Source organism: Streptomyces sp. NPDC059917 (assembly GCF_042730635.1).
Taxonomy (GTDB): Bacteria; Actinomycetota; Actinomycetes; order Streptomycetales; family Streptomycetaceae; genus Streptomyces.
In genome coordinates this window covers 1-16,585 of the sequence record NZ_JBHWLC010000128.1, presented here as the reverse complement: position 1 = coordinate 16,585, position 16,585 = coordinate 1, and the positions used below count along the sequence as shown (strand labels likewise).

The following is a 16,585-nucleotide window of genomic DNA, read 5'->3' as shown; positions in this document are numbered from 1 at the left end:
GGTTCCAGAAGGAACCCGGGGCCCGGCCCGACCGTCTGCCGACGGGTGAGGCGCGCCTAGTTGTCGTCCTCGTCGATCAGGAAGCCCCGCATCGGCGACGGCGCCTGCTGCATCGGCTGCGGCGCAACCGGCCGCACCGGAGCCATCGGCTGCGTCATCGCGGGAGACATCTGCTGCTGGCCACCGTAGGAGGGGCCGCCCATCGGGGACGGACCACCCATCGGGGAGGGACCGCCCATGGGGGACGGACCACCCATGGAGTGACCCATCGCTCCGGCCGGGGCCATCGACGGCGCCGGCGACGGCGGCAGCGAGGCGGTGGCCGGCGTGCGCGGCGGCGCGAGGGAGTCGTCGGCCTGGGTCTCCAGCTGACGCAGCTGGCTCTCCAGGTAGGACTTCAGACGCGTGCGGTACTCGCGCTCGAAGCCGCGCAGGTCCTCGACCTTGCGCTCCAGCGTGGCGCGGGCGGACTCCAGGGAGCCCATCGCGACGCGGTGCTTCTCCTGCGCGTCCCGCTCCAGCGCGTCGGCCTTGGCACGGGCGTCCCGCTCCAGGCCCTCGGCGCGCGAACGGGCCTCGCCGACGATCTTGTTGGCCTCGGAACGGGCCTCCGCGATCGCCTGGTCGGCGGTCTGCTGCGCCAGGGACAGGACGCGGGCGGCGCTGTCGCCACCGGGGCCCTGCTGCGGGAGCTGCGGCTGCTGCTGCTGGTGCATCGGCTGCATCTGCTGGCCCATGGGCTGCATCTGCTGCCCCATCGGCTGGCCCATCTGCTGCTGCATGGGCTGCATCTGCTGGCCCATCTGCTGCTGCTGCATCTGCTGCTGCTGCATCGGCTGGCCGAGCTGGTTCTGGCCGCCCATGGACTGCTGTCCGGCCATGGGGTGCTGCTGCATGGGGCCACCCATCGGGCCCGGACCCTGCGGTCCGTGACCACCGGGGCCGGCCGGCAGCTGCGGCTGCCCACCCTGCAGCTGGGGCGGACCCATCTGCTGGGGCTGCTGCTGCTGCGGCGGGCCGGATATGGCCGCGGGAACCGGGGCGCCCGGGCCTCGCTGGTCCTGCGGCTCCGGCTTGCGCATGCCCTGCTGCTGCTGGTTCTGCGCGGCGGCACGCGTGGCGGCCGCCAGCTTGGCGCGCAGATCCTCGTTCTCACGGAGCAGGCGCGTCAGTTCGCCTTCGACTTCGTCGAGGAAGGCGTCAACCTCGTCCTCGTCGTAGCCTTCTCGGAGGCGAACGGTCGTGAACTGCTTGTTCCGCACGTCCTCGGGGGTCAGCGGCATCTCTTCTTCACCTCTACGTAGTCGTCGGCAGTCGGCAAGACCGTATCGTTCACACGCTTCTCGCAGCGGTGCTCACGAAACTGATGAGGATGTAAACGATGATCATCAGAACGAAGAAGGACAGGTCGAGTGCCACGCCCCCGAGACGCAACGGCGGGATGAACCGCCGAAGAAGCTTGAGCGGTGGATCGGTGACAGTGTAGGTGGCCTCCAGAACGACCACCATCGCCTTGCCAGGGGCCCACGAAGGGGCGAACTGGAAGACGTAGTCCATGACCAGTCGGAAGATCAGCACGATGAGGAAGCACATCAGCGCGATGTAGACAACCTCCAGAGCCACGCCCATCCCGCGCTTCCCTCTCCCCTTGCTGTCGCTGTCCGGCCTGCCGGCCGGGTCGTCGCCTACGGTCCCGTGTCTTAACTCGTCGGTCTAGCTTTGGTTGAAGAACCCGCCCTCCGCGATGCGGGCCTTGTCCTCCGCCGTGACATCGACGTTAGCAGGCGACAGCAGGAACACCTTCTGTGTCACGCGTTCAATACTGCCGTGCAGACCGAACACGAGACCGGCCGCGAAGTCGACCAGGCGCTTCGCATCGGTGTCGTCCATCTCCGTGAGATTCATGATCACGGGGGTGCCCTCGCGGAAGTGTTCCCCGATGGTACGGGCCTCGTTGTACGTCCGGGGGTGCAGCGTGGTGATGCGGTAGGGCTCCCGCTCGGAGACGACCTTGGGCATGATCACGGGGGCGTTCTTCTCCATGGTGGGGCGTTCAGGTGTGATGGATGCCACGGGTGCGATACGCGGCGATCGTCCGTTTTCTACCGGGATTGCGATGGGTTCGCGCTGCGCCGGCGGCTGTACGACTCGTACCGGTTCGTCCTGTACGGGCGGTTGGTGCGATACGGCCTGCTGCCGGCGGTCCCTGTCGCGGGCTCGTTCCGGTTCCGGCTCGGGTTCGAACTCGTCGTCGGGGTCGTACCCCGGGTTGTCGTACCGGTCGTCCTCCACGAGGCCGAGGTAGACCGCCATCTTGCGCATCGCGCCGGCCATTCTCTGAGTCCTCCGCTCTGTGGTGGATCGCCCTGTCGCAGGTGTCGCAGGTGTCGTGTCGCATTGTCACCAAAGTCACCAACTGCCTGCGATCCACGTGGTCTGTCCGCTCATCAGCGGAAATGACCATATTTTCTGCTGTGGTCCGACTTTCTTCGCGACGTTACCCGAGCCGGGGCCTCGCACCGAGTACCGCAGTGCCGACGCGTACATGTGTCGCACCGGCCATGACGGCCTGTTCCAGGTCGGCGCTCATCCCGGCCGAGACCATCGTGGCAGCCGGATGGTCCGCGCGCAGCTGGGATGACAATTCCAGCAGCCGCTCGAAGGCGGCCTGTTCGCGGCCCGCGTACGGACCGGCCAGCGGCGCGACCGTCATGAGGCCGTCGATCCGCAGTCCGGGCGCCGCCGCGACGAGCTCCGCCAGTTCCGGCAACAGGTCCGGCGCGGCGCCGCCGCGCTCCCCGCGCTCGCCCGACTCGGCGTCGAGCGCGATCTGTACGAGGCAGCCGAGTTCGCGTCCGGCCTTCACCGCGGCCGCCGAGAGCGCCGGCACCAGCCGGGCCCGGTCGACGGACTGCACGACGTGCGCGTATCCCGCCACCGAACGGACTTTGTTGGTCTGCAACTGACCGACGAAGTGCCAGTTGAGCGGCAGATCCGCGCAGGCCACGGCCTTGGGGGCGGCGTCCTGGTCGCGATTCTCCGCCACATGACGGACCCCCAGGTCCGCCAGCAGTCGTACGTCGCTCGCGGGATACGTCTTGGTGACCACGATGAGGGTCACCTCGTCCCGCTCCCGCCCGGCCGCCGCGCACGCGGTGGAGATGCGTTCCTCCACCTGCGCGAGGTTGGCGGCCAGCTCAGCGCCACGGTCAGTCATCCGTCGATCCCCCACGTTCCGTCCGGGGGGACCCCAACCAGACGTATCCGGCGAGCCGCCCGGTCACCCGGTCGCGGCGGTAAGAGAAGTGGTCCCCGGACTCCAGTGTGCAGACCGGGGAACGCCGGGCGTCCACCACCCCCGCCGCGGCGAGCTGGGCGTGCACCCCGGCGACCACGTCGACGGCGGGGGTCCCCCAGCTGGTTTCGGCGAAGGCCTCCGGCACGACCGCGGCGACCTCGTCCCGCATCGCGGCGGGGACTTCGTAGCACCGACCGCAGACGGCGGGTCCGGTACGGGCCACCATCCGCCCCGGTTCGGCGCCGAGCGAGACCATCGCCGCCACCGCGGCGGGCACCACCCCGGCGACCAGTCCGGGCCGCCCGGCATGGGCGGCGGCCACCACCCCGGCGACGGGGTCGGCCAACAGGACGGGGGTGCAGTCGGCGGTGAGGACCGCGAGGGCGAGCCCCCGACGGGTGGTCACCACCGCGTCCACGGCCGGGACCTCGTGTCCCTCGGCGCCGTCCCCGGCCCACGGACCGTCGACCACCGCGACGTCCCGCCCGTGCACCTGGTTCATCCAGACCACCCGGTCCGGGGCGAGGCCCAGGGTCCGCGCGGCGCTCGCCCGGTTGTTCCGCACGACCTCGGGGTCGTCCCCCACCGCCCCGCCGAGGTTGAGCTCCTCATACGGAACGGCGCTCCCCCCGCCCCACCTGTCGGTGAAAGCGAAGTGGGCGCCGCTCACGGTGTGCTGCTCTATCGTCACTTCAAGAAATCCGGGACGTCCAGCTCCTCGGCCGGGCTGTCCTGGTACGGACGGGCCGTCGGGACCTGCGGGGCCACCGGGATGGCCTCGACCGGCGCCGGCTCGACCGGCACCTGCACGTCCTCGCGCGGGGTGACCGAACCCAGTCCGCCGAAGGCCGGACGGACCGGCTCCGCGGCACGGACCGGCGGGGCCGGCTCCTCGCGCTTGGTGGACGCGGCGCCGATGACGTTGTCCCGGCGGGCCGGGGGCTGTCCGCCGTCGAACCCGGCCGCGATGACGGTGACCCGCACCTCGTCGCCGAGCGCGTCGTCGATGACGGCGCCGAAGATGATGTTCGCCTCGGGGTGCGCGGCTTCGCTGACCAGCTGGGCCGCCTCGTTGATCTCGAAGAGACCGAGGTCGGATCCACCGGAGATGGAGAGCAGCACGCCGCGGGCTCCGTCGATGGACGCTTCCAGCAGCGGCGAGGAGATCGCCATCTCGGCGGCGGCCACGGCGCGGTCGTCGCCGCGGGCCGAACCGATGCCCATGAGGGCCGAGCCCGCCTCGGACATCACGGACTTGACGTCCGCGAAGTCGAGGTTGATCAGACCCGGGGTGGTGATGAGGTCGGTGATGCCCTGGACGCCCGAGAGCAGGACCTGGTCCGCCGACTTGAAGGCGTCGAGGACGCTGACCTGGCGGTCCGAGATGGACAGCAGCCGGTCGTTGGGGATGACGATGAGGGTGTCGACCTCTTCGCGGAGTTCGGCGATGCCGTCCTCCGCCTGGTTGGCGCGCCGGCGGCCTTCGAAGGTGAAGGGCCGGGTGACCACACCGATCGTCAGCGCGCCCAGCGAGCGCGCGATGTTGGCGACCACGGGGGCGCCACCGGTACCGGTGCCACCGCCTTCGCCGGCGGTGACGAAGACCATGTCGGCCCCCTTGAGGACCTCCTCGATCTCCTCGCGGTGGTCCTCTGCCGCCTTGCGGCCGACGGCCGGGTTGGCTCCGGCGCCGAGGCCCCGGGTGAGTTCGCGGCCGACGTCGAGCTTGACGTCGGCGTCGCTCATCAACAGCGCCTGGGCGTCGGTGTTGATGGCGATGAACTCGACGCCCTTGAGACCGACCTCGATCATTCGGTTGATGGCATTGACACCACCGCCGCCGACACCGATGACCTTGATGACTGCGAGGTAGTTCTGCGGTGCTGCCACGTCGAAGGCCTCTCGCCTCGAGTTACGTGTCGCCGCCTCGCGGGCCTGCGGTGCGACGACTGATGCCGAAAGTGGGACGGTCCAACACGCCGACCCGAACCCTAACCCTGAAGTTTAGGGTTAAGAGTGTGTCTGTTCTCTGGACTCTCCGAACAGGACACTAAGTCGACAAGTGGTGCGCGTTCAACGAACACGCCGAACCTCCCGTTTTTCTTTTCACCCTATGTGATCACCCATATCGCTGGCCAACCAGGGTGCGTCGGTGTTCGACTCGACGTCAACTCCCGGACACCGCAGGGGCCGTGGGCGCGCTCACGTCGAAGTGGTCAGCCTTGGGCACGGCCTTGAGCAGCGCGGTCAGCGCGCGGCCCTTCGCCTCACCCTGTTCGCCGCTCCCCCAGACGACCTCGCGGCCCCGGGTCAGCTCCAGAACGACCGAGTCGTACGAGCCGACCTTGACCAGCAGGGTCTCCCTGGCCACGGCCTTGGGGAGGTCGCCGGCGACGGCCACCGCCTCGCGCAGCAGCCGTTCCTCGTCGAAGCGCCGGGCGCTCGGCGACTGTCCGGCGGACAGTTCGAGGACCGGAACGCCCGCGGGTGCTTTCGCCACCGTGTCGAATCGCACACCCGAAGCGTCCACTTCCACGAAGTCCGCGCCCTTTTTGATGAGCAGGACGGGTTTGCGCTCCGTCACTTTCAGTCCGATTCCGTGCGGCCACGACCGCGTCGCCGTCACGGTGTCGACCCGCGGCAGCTTGGCCCGGACCCGGCTCTCGATCTCGTCGGTGTCCACGCCGACGAGCGGCGCCCCGACCGGAACGGCCGCGGCGGCGAGCACCTGCGCGGAAGTGAGCACCTCGGTGCCGCCCGTCGTGACCTTCTCGACCCGCAGCCAGCTGGACCCGTACAGGGCCCACGTGCCGCCCGCGCCGAGCAGGACGGCGGCGAGGGCGGCCGCGAGCAGCACGGGGCCCCGGCGCGGGCGCCCCGGTGTGGACCGGGGGCCGCCGGGGCCCCGGAAGGGCGATCTCCGCGCCGCCTTCGCCGTCTTGCCGGGCTTGGGCGGTTTGGGGGGCCTGGGCGCCTTGGCCGGCTTCGGGGACTTGACGCCCTTGCGTGCGGTCGTCGCTCCGGCCACTGCGGTGCCTCCTGCGTCGGTGCCTGCCCGGCTCAGCGGGCTCGGTGTGCGGCGATCGCCTCGTAGACCATGCCGACCAACAGATCATCGGCGTCCCGGCGACCGAACTCCGCCGCGGCGCGCGACATCTCGTACAGACGGTGCGGATCGGCCAGAACCGGGAGGACCTGGCTGAGGATCCATTCCGGCGTCAGTTCCGCGTCGTCGACGAGCAGGCCGCCGCCGGCCTTGACCACCGGCTGGGCGTTGAGCCGCTGTTCACCGTTGCCGATCGGCAACGGGACGTAGGCAGCGGGCAGCCCGACGGCGGACAGTTCGGCGACGGTCATCGCACCCGCGCGGCACAGCATCATGTCGGCGGCGGCGTACGCGAGATCCATCCGGTCCACGTACGGTACCGGCACGTAGGGCGGCATACCGGGCATGTTGTCGACACGCGGCACTTCGTTCTTCGGGCCGACCGCGTGCAGGATCTGGATGCCGGAGCGCTGGAGGGTCGGCGCGACGCTCTGGACGACCTCGTTGAGCCGGCGCGCGCCCTGCGAGCCGCCGGAGACCAGCAGCGTCGGCAGGTTGGGGTCGAGCCCGAAGGCGGCCCGCGCCTCGGGCCGGACCATGGCGCGGTCCAGGGTCGAGATGGAGCGCCGCAGCGGGATGCCCACGTAGCGGGCGCCGCGCAGCTTGCTGTCGGGCGTGGAGACCGCGACGGCGGCCGCGTAGCGCGAACCGATCTTGTTGGCGAGGCCCGGCCGGGCATTGGCCTCGTGGACGATGATCGGCACCCCGAGCCGCTTGGCCGCCAGGTAGCCGGGCAGGGCCACGTAGCCGCCGAAGCCGACGACGCAGTCGGCCTTGGTGCGCTCCAGGATCTGCTCGGCGGCCTTGATGGTCCCGCGCAGCCGTCCCGGAACGGTGATCAGCTCCGGGGTGGGTTTGCGGGGCAGCGGTACGGCGGGGATCAGTCCCAGCTCGTAGCCGCGCTCCGGCACCAGGCGGGTCTCAAGGCCGCGTTCCGTTCCGAGGGCGGTGATGCCCACGGAGGGGTCCTGCCTGCGCAGGGCGTCCGCGAGGGCGAGCGCCGGCTCGATGTGGCCGGCGGTCCCCCCACCGGCGAGTACGACATGCACCGAAATTCACCGCTCTCCGGACGGACGCTTCTTGACGCGCCGTCTCATCGACTTCCATCTCAGCCCGGCCCGCTTCCAGCCGAACTTCGGCTGTCGCATCGCGAGCGCCGCGCGCGCCCCGGGCTCCTCCCGCGCGAACGCGACGAGCAGTCCCACGGCGAACATCGTCGGCAGCAGGGCGGACCCCCCGTAGGAGAACAGCGGGAGCGGGACCCCGGCGATCGGCAGCAGACCGAGCACCGCACCGATGTTGATCACGGCTTGCGCCGTGATCCAGGTGGTCACGCCTCCCGCGGCAAACCTGACGAAGGAGTCCTCCGTACGTCCGGCCACGCGGATACCCGCATAGCCTAGGGCCGCGAACAGGGCGAGTACCGACAGCGTCCCCGCCAGCCCCAGTTCCTCACCAGTGATGGCAAAGATGAAGTCCGTGTGGGCTTCTGGCAGTTGGCCCCATTTTTCCACGCTCGCGCCGAGTCCGGAACCGAACCAACCGCCGGATGCCAGGGCATAGATTCCGTGCACGGCTTGCCAGCAGAGGTCGTTCTTGCCCGGATCTGTCGCCCCCAGGCACGCGAGGCGGTCCATCCGGTGCGGGCTGGTCCGGATCAGTACGGCGACGATCACACCCGCGAAGGCGAGCACGCCCACGAACATCCGGGTCGGGGCCCCGGCCAACCACAACAGGCCGAAGAGGATGGCGCCCAGGATCATCGCGGTGCCCATGTCGCCGCCGAGCATGATCAGCCCGAGCAGCAGGAAGGCCACCGGCACCAGCGGCACCAGGAGGTGCTTCCACTGGCTCAGCAGCCCCTTGTCGCCCTTGCGGGCCAGCAGGTCGGCGCCCCACAGGATCAGCGCCAGCTTGCCGAACTCACTTGGCTGGAGCATGAACGGGCCGCCAAGGGAGATCCAATTCTGGTTCCCGTTGATCGACACGCCCATCCCCGGGACCTGGACCAGGGCCATCAGGAAGAGCGTCCCGGCGAGGACGGGGTAGGACAGCGCCCGGTGCAGCTTGACGGGCATCCGGGAGGCGGCCAGCAGCAGGACGGCGCCGATGGAGGCGGCCAGGAACTGCTTCTTGAAGAAGTACGAGGCGCCCAGGCCCAGCTGGAGGCCCTTGATCATGGACGCCGAGTAGACCATCACCAGCCCGAGCACGGTGATCAGCAGGGCGCTGCCGAAGATCAGGTAATACGCGGTGAGCGGACGGTCCCAGGCCCGGCGCATCTGCCGCTGCGTGCGCCGCAGTCCGTCCAGCGAGCCGCGCCCGGGGGTGCGCTTCGCGGCGCTCGGCACGGGCCGTCTGCGGCCCTGCGTCTTCGGCTTCGGGGCGGACGGCCGCCGCCCGGGGAGCAGTTGCTTGGCCGGCATGGTGTGATCTTCCCCTCCACTCGTACGAGCAGCCGACCGGAGGGGTCCGACCCCTGCGTCGCTAGGCGCCCGCCGCGGCGAGTTCGCGGACGGCGTCGGCGAACGCGTCCCCGCGCTTGTTGTAGTTCGCGAACATGTCCATCGAGGCGCAGGCGGGTGCCAGCAGGACCGTGTCGCCCGGCTCGGCCAGCCGCGCCGCTTCCCGGACCGCCGCGAGCATCGCCCCAGTGTCGGTCCGTTCCAGCTCGACGACCGGGACCTCGGGGGCGTGTCGCGCCAGCGCGTCGCGGATCAGGGCCCGGTCGGCGCCGATCAGGACGGCGCCGCGCAGCCGCTTCGCGGAGCGGATCACGAGCTCGTCGAAGGTGGCGCCCTTGGCGAGGCCGCCCGCGATCCACACGACCGGCTCGTAGGCCGCCAGGGAGGCCTCGGCGGCGTGCGTGTTGGTCGCCTTGGAGTCGTCGATGTAGGTGACCCCGTCGACGACGTCGACGTGCGCGATCCGGTGCGCGTCGGGGCGGAAGGCGCGCAGGCCGTCGCGGACGGCCCGCGGCGGCACGCCGAAGGCGCGGGCCAGGGCGGCGGCCGCGAGGGCGTTGGCGATGTTGTGCGGGGCCGGGGGGTCCACGTCGCAGACCTCGGCCAGCTCCTGGGCGTTCTTCTGCCGGTTCTCGACGAAGGCGCGGTCGACCAGGATGCCGTCGACGACGCCGAGCATGGAGGGGCCGGGGGCGCCGAGGGTGAAGCCGATGGCGCGGCAGCCCTCTTCGACGTCGGCTTCGACGACGAGGTCCTCGGTGGCCTTGTCGGCGACGTTGTAGACGCAGGCGACGGTGTTGCCCTCGTAGACGCGGCCCTTGTCGGCGGCGTACGCCTCCATGGTGCCGTGCCAGTCGAGGTGGTCGGGGGCCAGGTTCAGCACGGCCGCCGAGTGGGCCCGTACGGAGGGCGCCCAGTGCAGCTGGTAGCTGGAGAGTTCGACGGCGAGCACGTCGAGGTCGCGGTACTCCGGGTCCGCGCCGGTGACCACGTCGATGATCGGGGTGCCGATGTTGCCGACGGCGGCGGTCCGCAGACCGGCGGCGCGCAGGATCGACGCGAGCATCTGGGTGGTGGTGGTCTTGCCGTTCGTGCCGGTGATCGCGAGCCAGGGCGGGGCGTTCTCGCCGCGCAGCTGCCAGGCGATCTCGACGTCGCCGACGACCTCGACCCCGGCCGCCGCGGCGGCCGCGAAGAGCGGGCTGGCGGGCGGCCAGCCGGGCGAGGTGACGACGAGCTCGGTGCCCTCGGGGAGGGTCTGCGCGTCGGCCAGGCGCACGGAGATGCCCGCCGCCTCCAGCTCCGCCGCACGGGCCCGGTGGCCCTCGCCGTCGCCGCCGTCCACGACGGTCACGGACGCGCCGAGGCCGGCCAGGGCGCGGGCGGCGCTGATGCCGCTCACGCCGAGGCCGGCGACGGTGATGTTCTTGCCGTTCCAGGCGGTCACTTGTCCGCTGCCCATCCCGCGTAGAAGAGTCCGAGTCCGACGATCACGCAGACGCCCTGGATGATCCAGAAGCGCACCACGACAAGGACTTCGGACCACCCCTTGAGTTCGAAGTGGTGTTGGAGCGGCGCCATCCGGAAGACCCGCTTGCCGGTCATCTTGAAGGAGCCGACCTGGATGACCACGGACATGGTGATCAGGACGAAGAGGCCGCCGAGCAGGGCGATCAGGAACTCCGTGCGGGAGCAGATCGCGAGGCCGGCGAGCGCGCCGCCCAGCGCCAGCGAACCGGTGTCGCCCATGAAGATCTTGGCGGGCGAGGTGTTCCACCACAGGAAGCCGAAGCAGGCGCCCATGAGGGCCGAGGCGACGACCGCGAGGTCGAGCGGATCACGGACCTCGAAGCAGGCGGACGGGTTCGGCAGGGTCTGCGCGTTGGCGCAGGACTCCTGGTACTGCCAGACGCCGATGAAGGTGTAGGCACCGAAGACCATCACGGCCGCGCCGGTGGCCAGTCCGTCGAGGCCGTCGGTGAGGTTCACGCCGTTGGACATCGCCAGGATCATGAACAGCGCCCAGACCACGAACAGCACCGGCCCGATGGACCAGCCGAAGTCGGTCACGAAGGACAGTCGCTTGGAGGCGGGGGTGAGCCCGCGACCGTCCGCGAACTGGAGGGCGAGCACCGCGAAGGCGATGCCGACGATCAGCTGACCGGCCATCTTGGCCTTGGCCCGCAGACCCAGCGAACGCTGCTTGACGATCTTGATGTAGTCGTCCAGGAAGCCGACGACGCCCATGCCCGCCATCAGGAAGAGCACCAGCAGACCGGAGAAGGTCGGCTGGCTGGACGTGATCACCTTCGTCAGGGCGTACGCGACCAGCGTGGCCAGGATGAAGGAGATGCCGCCCATGGTGGGCGTGCCCTTCTTCCCGGCGTGGCCGCGCGGCCCGTCGTCGCGGATGAACTGGCCGTAGCCCTTGCGGGCCAGCCCCTTGATCAGCAGCGGAGTGCCGACGAGGGTCAGGAAGAGTCCGATGACTCCCGCGAACAGGATCTGCCTCATCGACCGGTGACCTCGCCCTCGCGCTCGAGGAGCGCCAGAGCGACCCGCTCCAGTCCGATGGACCTGGACGCCTTCACCAGCACGACGTCTCCCGGGCGCAGTTCACTGCGCAACAGGTCGACCGCCGCCTGCGCGTCGGACACGAGCACCGACTCCTCACCCCACGAACCCTCGTTATATGCGCCCAGTTGCAGCCAGGACGCTTCCCTGCCCCCGACTGCGACGAGCTTGCTCACGTTGAGCCGGACGGCGAGCCGTCCGACCGCGTCGTGCTCGGCGAGCGACTCGTCGCCCAGCTCGGCCATGGGACCGAGCACCGCCCACGTGCGGCCCCCGTTCGCCCGTGCGCCGCCGCCCATCGCGGCAAGTGCGCGCAGGGCGGCCCGCATGGACTCCGGGTTCGCGTTGTAGGCGTCGTTGACGACTGTCACGCCGTCCGCCCGCTCGGTGACCTCCATCCGCCACCGGGACAGCGTGCCCGCCCCGGAGAGCGCGGTGGCGATCTCGGCGACGGACATGCCCAGCACATGGGCGACGGCGGCCGCGGCGAGCGCGTTCGACACGTGGTGCTCACCGTACAGCCGCAAGGTCACTTCGCCGCACCCGGTGGGTGTGTGGAGTGTGAAGGCGGGCTGTCCCGCCGCCGTCAGCCGCACCTCGGTGGCGCGTACGTCGGCGTCCTCGGCCTCGCCGAAGAGGACCGTGCGGGCCTTCGTACGGGCCGTCATGGCGCGTACGAGGGGGTCGTCGGCGTTGAGGACGGCGACGCCGCCCGCGGCCTCGTCCGGCAGGGACTCGACCAGCTCGCCCTTGGCCTGCGCGATCTGCTCGCGGCCGCCGAACTCGCCGATGTGGGCGGTGCCGACGTTGAGCACCAGGCCGATCCGCGGCGGGGTGAGGCCGGTGAGGTAGGCGATGTGGCCGATGCCGCGGGCGCCCATCTCCAGGACCAGGTGCCGGGTGTCGGCGGTGGCCTTGAGGGCGGTGAGCGGCAGGCCGATCTCGTTGTTGAGGGAGCCCGGGGTCCACACGGTGGGCGCGTGGTGCTGGAGCACCTGGGCGATGAGGTCCTTGGTGGAGGTCTTGCCGGCGGAGCCGGTCAGGGCCACCACGTCGGTGCCCAGGCGCTCGACGACGGCCCGGGCGAGGGCGCCGAGCGCCTTCTCGACGTCGGGGACGACGATCGCGGGCACGCCGACGGGCCGGGCCGCGAGGACGGCCGCCGCGCCCGCGGCGACCGCGCGCTCGGCGTAGTCGTGGCCGTCGACGTGCTCGCCGTCGAAGGCGGCGAACAGGCTGCCCGGCTCGACCTGGCGGGAGTCGATGACCACCGGCCCGGTGATGCGTACGGACGGATCCGGTATGTCGTGCGCAAGCCCGCCGGTGATGCCGGCGATCTCGGCGAGGGAGAGGTCGATCACTGGTTCACCTCGGCCTGTCGGGCGGGCGGGGTCTGGTCCGGCGCGGTGGCGCCGTGCTGCGCGCTGCGGTGGGCCTCGATGGCGGCGCGGAGCACCGCGCGGTCGTCGAAGGGCCGTACGACGCCCCCGGTGTCCTGGCCCTGTTCGTGGCCCTTGCCGGCGACGAGGACGGTGTCGCCGGGCTCGGCGCGCGCGACGGCGGCGGCGATGGCCGCCGCCCGGTCGGCGTCGACCAGGACGGTGGCGCGCTCGGCGGCCGGGACGGAGACGGCGCCCCCGAGCATCGCGGCGAGGATCGCGAGCGGGTCCTCGGAGCGCGGGTTGTCGGAGGTCAGCAGCGCGGTGTCGGCGTAACGGGCCGCCGCGGCGCCCATCGGGGCGCGCTTGGTGGTGTCGCGGTCGCCGCCGCAGCCGAGGACGACGTGCAGCTTGCCCTCGGTGACCTCGCGCAGCGCCCGGAGCACCGATTCGACGGCGTCGGTCTTGTGCGCGTAGTCGACGACGGCGAGGTAGGGCTGGCCCGCGTCCACGCGCTCCAGGCGGCCCGGGACGCCGGGGACGGCGGCGACGCCGTCGGCGGCGGTCTGCGGGTCGATCCCGGCGGCGGCCAGCGTGACGATCGCGGCGACCGTGTTGGCCACGTTGAAGGGGCCGGGCAGCGGCGCGGTGGCCGAAACCCGCTCGCCGTCCGGACCGACCAGGGTCAGGGTGGAGCCGACGGGGCCCGAGACCACGTCCTCGGCGCGCCAGTCGGCGGCCGGGTCGCCGGTGGCCGAGAAGGTCAGCAGCGGGATGGGCGCCTCCTTCGCGAGGCGGCGGCCGTACTCGTCGTCGAGGTTCACCACGCCCAGGCGGGCGCGGCGCTCGGTGAAGAGGCTCGCCTTGGCCTGGAAGTAGTCCTCCATGTCGGAGTGGAACTCCATGTGCTCGGGGCTCAGGTTGTTGAAGACGGCGACGTCGAAGACGCAGCCGTCCACCCGGCCGAGCACCAGGGCGTGGCTGGAGACCTCCATGGCCACGGCCTGGACGCCGCGTTCGCGCATGACCGCGAAGAGCGCCTGCAGGTCGGGGGCCTCGGGGGTGGTGCGCTCCGACTTGATGGCCGTGTCGCCGATCCGCATCTCGACGGTGCCGACGAGTCCGGTCGTCCGTCCGGCCCGCCGCAGCCCGCCCTCGATGAGGTAGGCGGTGGTGGTCTTGCCGGAGGTGCCGGTGATGCCGATCTGGAGCAGGTTCTCGCCGGGACGGCCGTAGATCGTGGCGGCCAGCTCGCCCATCCGGTCGCGCGGGCTCTCGACCAGGAGGACGGGCAGTCCGGTGGCGGCGGCGCGGGCGGCTCCCGCCGGGTCCGTCAGGACCGCGGCGGCGCCCAGCTCCGCGGCCTGTGGCGCGAAGTCGGCGCCGTGCAGGCGCGCTCCGGGCAGGGCCGCGTAGACATCGCCGGGGCGCACCGCACGCGAATCGTGCGTGATGCCGGTGATGCCCGTGGGACGGCCGTGCTGGCCGTGACGTCCGGGGCTTCCGGGCGCCTCGGCGGGCACGGGCGTCTCGATGCCGAGCAGCGCGGCCAGATCGCCGAGCGGGGTCGGTCGGACGGCCAGCGGCCGGGGTGCGCCGGGCGGCACTGCCGGGGCGTCTTTCTGGGTGGTTCTGGGCTGATCAGCGTGGGGCACGGCGGTGAGCGTACCGGGCGCAGTGGGCCCGTTGCGAAGCGAGGGCCCGGTCGTGGGGTTCGCGACGGGCCGGTTCCCGGGTTTCGGGGTGATCGTTGTCACTGATGGTGCCTCACGGTCTGGTGGCGCGGTGGTCTGCTCACTGGCCGGGTTCGAAGGTGACCGGCAGCCCGGCGGGAGCGGTGCCGCTGGGGGCGACTTGAAGGGTCTTGAGGGCGAACTCCATGACCTTCTTGTAGATGGGCCCACAGATCTGTCCGCCGAAGTAGCTGCCCTTGGTGGGGTTCTGGATGGCGCAGTACACGGTGATGCGCGGATCGTCCGCGGGGGCGAAACCTGCGAACGACGCGGTGTAGCCCTTGTAGCGGCCCGTGGCGGGATCCACCCGGTTGGACGTTCCGGTCTTGCCGCCGACCCGGTAGCCCGGGATGCGGGCCTTGGTGCCGGTGCCCTCCTGGTCGTCGACGACCGATTCGAGCATTTCGGAGAGGGTCTTGGCGGTCTCGGCGCTCACCACGCGTTCCTTGGCGGGCGCGGCGGCCTGGGTGAACCGGCCGTCGGGGCCCTTGGTGCCGCGGACCAGGGTGGGCGTGATCCGGACACCGCCGTTGGCGATCGTCGAGTACACGGAGGCCGCCTGCATGGCGTTGAGCGAGAGGCCCTGGCCGAAGGGGATCGTGTACTGCTGGGAGGTGGACCAGGCCCCGGGCTTGGCCAGGATGCCGCGGGACTCGCCCGGGTAGCCGAGGCCGGTGGGCGAGCCGATGCCGAACTTGTCCAGGTAGGAGTACAGCACCTTGTTGGCCTCGCCCTGGTTGGCGCCGAGCTGGCCGGTGGCCAGGATGGTGCCGATGTTGCTGGACTTGGCGAGGACCCCGTTGAGGGTCAGGTTCCAGGTCGGGTGGTCGACGTCGTCCTTGAAGAGCCGGTCGCCGCGGTGCAGCCGGTTGGGGACCGTGACGTGCGTGGTGGGCGTGGCCTTCTTCTCCTCCAGGACCGCGGCCATCGAGATCACCTTGGCGGTGGATCCGGGCTCGTAGACGTCCTGGAGGGCCGCGTTGCCCATGGCGGCGGAACGGGCCTTGCCGAGGTCGTTGGGGTCGAAGCCGGGGGCGTTGGCCATGGCCAGCACCTCGCCGGTGCGGGTGTCCTGGACGATGACGTACCCGCGGTCGGCCTCGGACTTCTGGACCTGCTCGGCGATGGCGCTCTGGGCCGCCCACTGGATGTCGCGGTCGATGGTCAGCTCGACGTCCTCGCCGGGCACGGCGGGCTTCTCGCTGGAGCCGGCGGTGGGGACGCGGCGCCCCCCGGACTGGGCGTAGGTCAACTCGCCGTCCTTGCCGGAGAGCTTCTTGTCGAGGGAGGACTCCAGCCCGCCCGCGCCCTTGCCCTCGGCGTTGACGTAACCCAGTATCCCGGCGGCCAGGTCCCCGTTGGGGTACACCCGCTTGCTGCTGGGCTCCTGGAAGACGCCCGCGAGGACGTTCGCACCGGGGCCGTTGTTCTTCTTGTCGGCGGCGGCCTTCTCGGCGAAGACCCGCTTGAGGTCCTTGATCTGGTTCCAGACCTGGGGGGTCTGGCGGCGGGCGAGGACGACGTAGCGGGAGTTCTTCGTCGCGAGCCGGTCGGTCAGCTCCTTGGCGTCCTTGCCGAGGATCGGGGCGAGGAGGGCGGCGGCCTGCGCGGGCGCGTCCGGGGCCTTGCTCTCCTGCGGGGTGAACATCGAGGGGTCGGCGGTGATGTCGTGCGCGTCGACGCTGGTGGCCAGGGCCACGCCCTTGCGGTCGGTGATGTTCCCGCGCTCGGCGGCCAGGGTGTAGCTGGCGAAGCGGTTCTTGGACGCCTCGGCGGAGAAGGAGGAGGCGTCGACCGCCTGGACCTGGAGCAGCCGGATCACGAAGGCGACCATGACCAGCGTCAGCGCGACGCCGACCAGCCGCAGCCGGGGCTTGGGGGCGCCGAGCCGGATGGTGTGCGGCGCGCGGGGCGCGGCCGGGCGGCGGGTGGCGGGCCGCGACGCCGGCCGACCGGCGGGGCGCGCGGTCGTACGGGGTCGGGGCGGCCCGGGGACCCGGCGCCGCGGAGGTTCCTTGGGGCTCACTCGG

General features: G+C 71.3%; 14 protein-coding genes. All 14 read right to left on the bottom strand.

All coding sequences use genetic code 11. From position 1 onward, the window contains the following. Window positions 1–56 precede the first annotated feature (56 nt). A complete protein-coding gene (locus ACFWAR_RS37570) occupies window positions 57–1,283 on the bottom strand; it encodes a DivIVA domain-containing protein (protein WP_385787660.1) in 1,227 nt (408 codons plus the stop codon). Between the two features lie 49 nt (window positions 1,284–1,332). Beyond that, complete coding sequence (locus tag ACFWAR_RS37565; RefSeq protein WP_351038871.1) at window positions 1,333–1,629, bottom strand: YggT family protein; 297 nt, start codon at window positions 1,627–1,629, stop codon at window positions 1,333–1,335. An 84-nt stretch (window positions 1,630–1,713) separates the two neighbouring features. Next, complete coding sequence (locus ACFWAR_RS37560) at window positions 1,714–2,334, bottom strand: cell division protein SepF (RefSeq protein WP_330329964.1); 621 nt, start codon at window positions 2,332–2,334, stop codon at window positions 1,714–1,716. 163 nt (window positions 2,335–2,497) lie between these two features. Then, entirely contained in the window at window positions 2,498–3,217 is a 720-nt protein-coding gene (locus ACFWAR_RS37555; protein ID WP_385787656.1) for a YggS family pyridoxal phosphate-dependent enzyme, read from the bottom strand. Continuing rightward, window positions 3,210–3,968 (bottom strand): peptidoglycan editing factor PgeF, encoded by a 759-nt coding sequence (gene pgeF, locus ACFWAR_RS37550; protein ID WP_385787666.1) that lies wholly within the window; start codon window positions 3,966–3,968, stop codon window positions 3,210–3,212. The genes ACFWAR_RS37555 and pgeF overlap by 8 nt, the downstream gene beginning before the upstream one ends. Window positions 3,969–3,985: 17 nt before the next feature. Then, entirely contained in the window at window positions 3,986–5,188 is a 1,203-nt protein-coding gene (ftsZ, locus tag ACFWAR_RS37545) for a cell division protein FtsZ (RefSeq protein ID WP_385787653.1), read from the bottom strand. 277 nt (window positions 5,189–5,465) lie between these two features. Continuing rightward, window positions 5,466–6,326, bottom strand: a complete 861-nt coding sequence (locus ACFWAR_RS37540) for a cell division protein FtsQ/DivIB (RefSeq protein ID WP_385787650.1) — start codon at window positions 6,324–6,326, stop codon at window positions 5,466–5,468. A gap of 32 nt (window positions 6,327–6,358) precedes the next feature. Further along, entirely contained in the window at window positions 6,359–7,453 is a 1,095-nt protein-coding gene (murG, locus tag ACFWAR_RS37535) for an undecaprenyldiphospho-muramoylpentapeptide beta-N-acetylglucosaminyltransferase (RefSeq protein ID WP_354383906.1), read from the bottom strand. A 6-nt stretch (window positions 7,454–7,459) separates the two neighbouring features. Then, entirely contained in the window at window positions 7,460–8,830 is a 1,371-nt protein-coding gene (ftsW, locus tag ACFWAR_RS37530) for a putative lipid II flippase FtsW (RefSeq protein WP_385787646.1), read from the bottom strand. A gap of 61 nt (window positions 8,831–8,891) precedes the next feature. Beyond that, window positions 8,892–10,331: a UDP-N-acetylmuramoyl-L-alanine--D-glutamate ligase gene (murD, locus tag ACFWAR_RS37525; RefSeq protein ID WP_385787643.1), complete on the bottom strand. Its 1,440-nt coding sequence runs from the start codon at window positions 10,329–10,331 to the stop codon at window positions 8,892–8,894. Next, window positions 10,313–11,383 (bottom strand): phospho-N-acetylmuramoyl-pentapeptide-transferase, encoded by a 1,071-nt coding sequence (gene mraY / locus ACFWAR_RS37520; RefSeq protein ID WP_354383903.1) that lies wholly within the window; start codon window positions 11,381–11,383, stop codon window positions 10,313–10,315. The genes murD and mraY overlap by 19 nt, the downstream gene beginning before the upstream one ends. Beyond that, a complete protein-coding gene (gene murF, locus ACFWAR_RS37515) occupies window positions 11,380–12,804 on the bottom strand; it encodes a UDP-N-acetylmuramoyl-tripeptide--D-alanyl-D-alanine ligase (RefSeq protein ID WP_385787640.1) in 1,425 nt (474 codons plus the stop codon). Before murF ends, mraY begins: the two co-directional genes overlap by 4 nt. Next, window positions 12,801–14,579: a UDP-N-acetylmuramoyl-L-alanyl-D-glutamate--2,6-diaminopimelate ligase gene (locus tag ACFWAR_RS37510; protein WP_385787637.1), complete on the bottom strand. Its 1,779-nt coding sequence runs from the start codon at window positions 14,577–14,579 to the stop codon at window positions 12,801–12,803. Before ACFWAR_RS37510 ends, murF begins: the two co-directional genes overlap by 4 nt. 37 nt (window positions 14,580–14,616) lie before the next feature. Further along, on the bottom strand, window positions 14,617–16,581 hold the full coding sequence (locus ACFWAR_RS37505; protein WP_385787663.1) for a peptidoglycan D,D-transpeptidase FtsI family protein: 1,965 nt from the start codon (window positions 16,579–16,581) through the stop codon (window positions 14,617–14,619). Window positions 16,582–16,585: the final 4 nt, after the last annotated feature.

Bases quoted from the DNA above. Each gene is read 5' to 3' on its own strand.
- ACFWAR_RS37570 (WP_385787660.1), bottom strand. From the start codon at position 1,283: ATGCCGCTGACCCCCGAGGACGTGCGGAACAAGCAGTTCACGACCGTT.
- ACFWAR_RS37565 (WP_351038871.1), bottom strand. From the start codon at position 1,629: ATGGGCGTGGCTCTGGAGGTTGTCTACATCGCGCTGATGTGCTTCCTC.
- ACFWAR_RS37560 (WP_330329964.1), bottom strand. From the start codon at position 2,334: ATGGCCGGCGCGATGCGCAAGATGGCGGTCTACCTCGGCCTCGTGGAG.
- ACFWAR_RS37555 (WP_385787656.1), bottom strand. From the start codon at position 3,217: ATGACTGACCGTGGCGCTGAGCTGGCCGCCAACCTCGCGCAGGTGGAG.
- ftsW (WP_385787646.1), bottom strand. From the start codon at position 8,830: ATGCCGGCCAAGCAACTGCTCCCCGGGCGGCGGCCGTCCGCCCCGAAG.
- murD (WP_385787643.1), bottom strand. From the start codon at position 10,331: ATGGGCAGCGGACAAGTGACCGCCTGGAACGGCAAGAACATCACCGTC.
- mraY (WP_354383903.1), bottom strand. From the start codon at position 11,383: ATGAGGCAGATCCTGTTCGCGGGAGTCATCGGACTCTTCCTGACCCTC.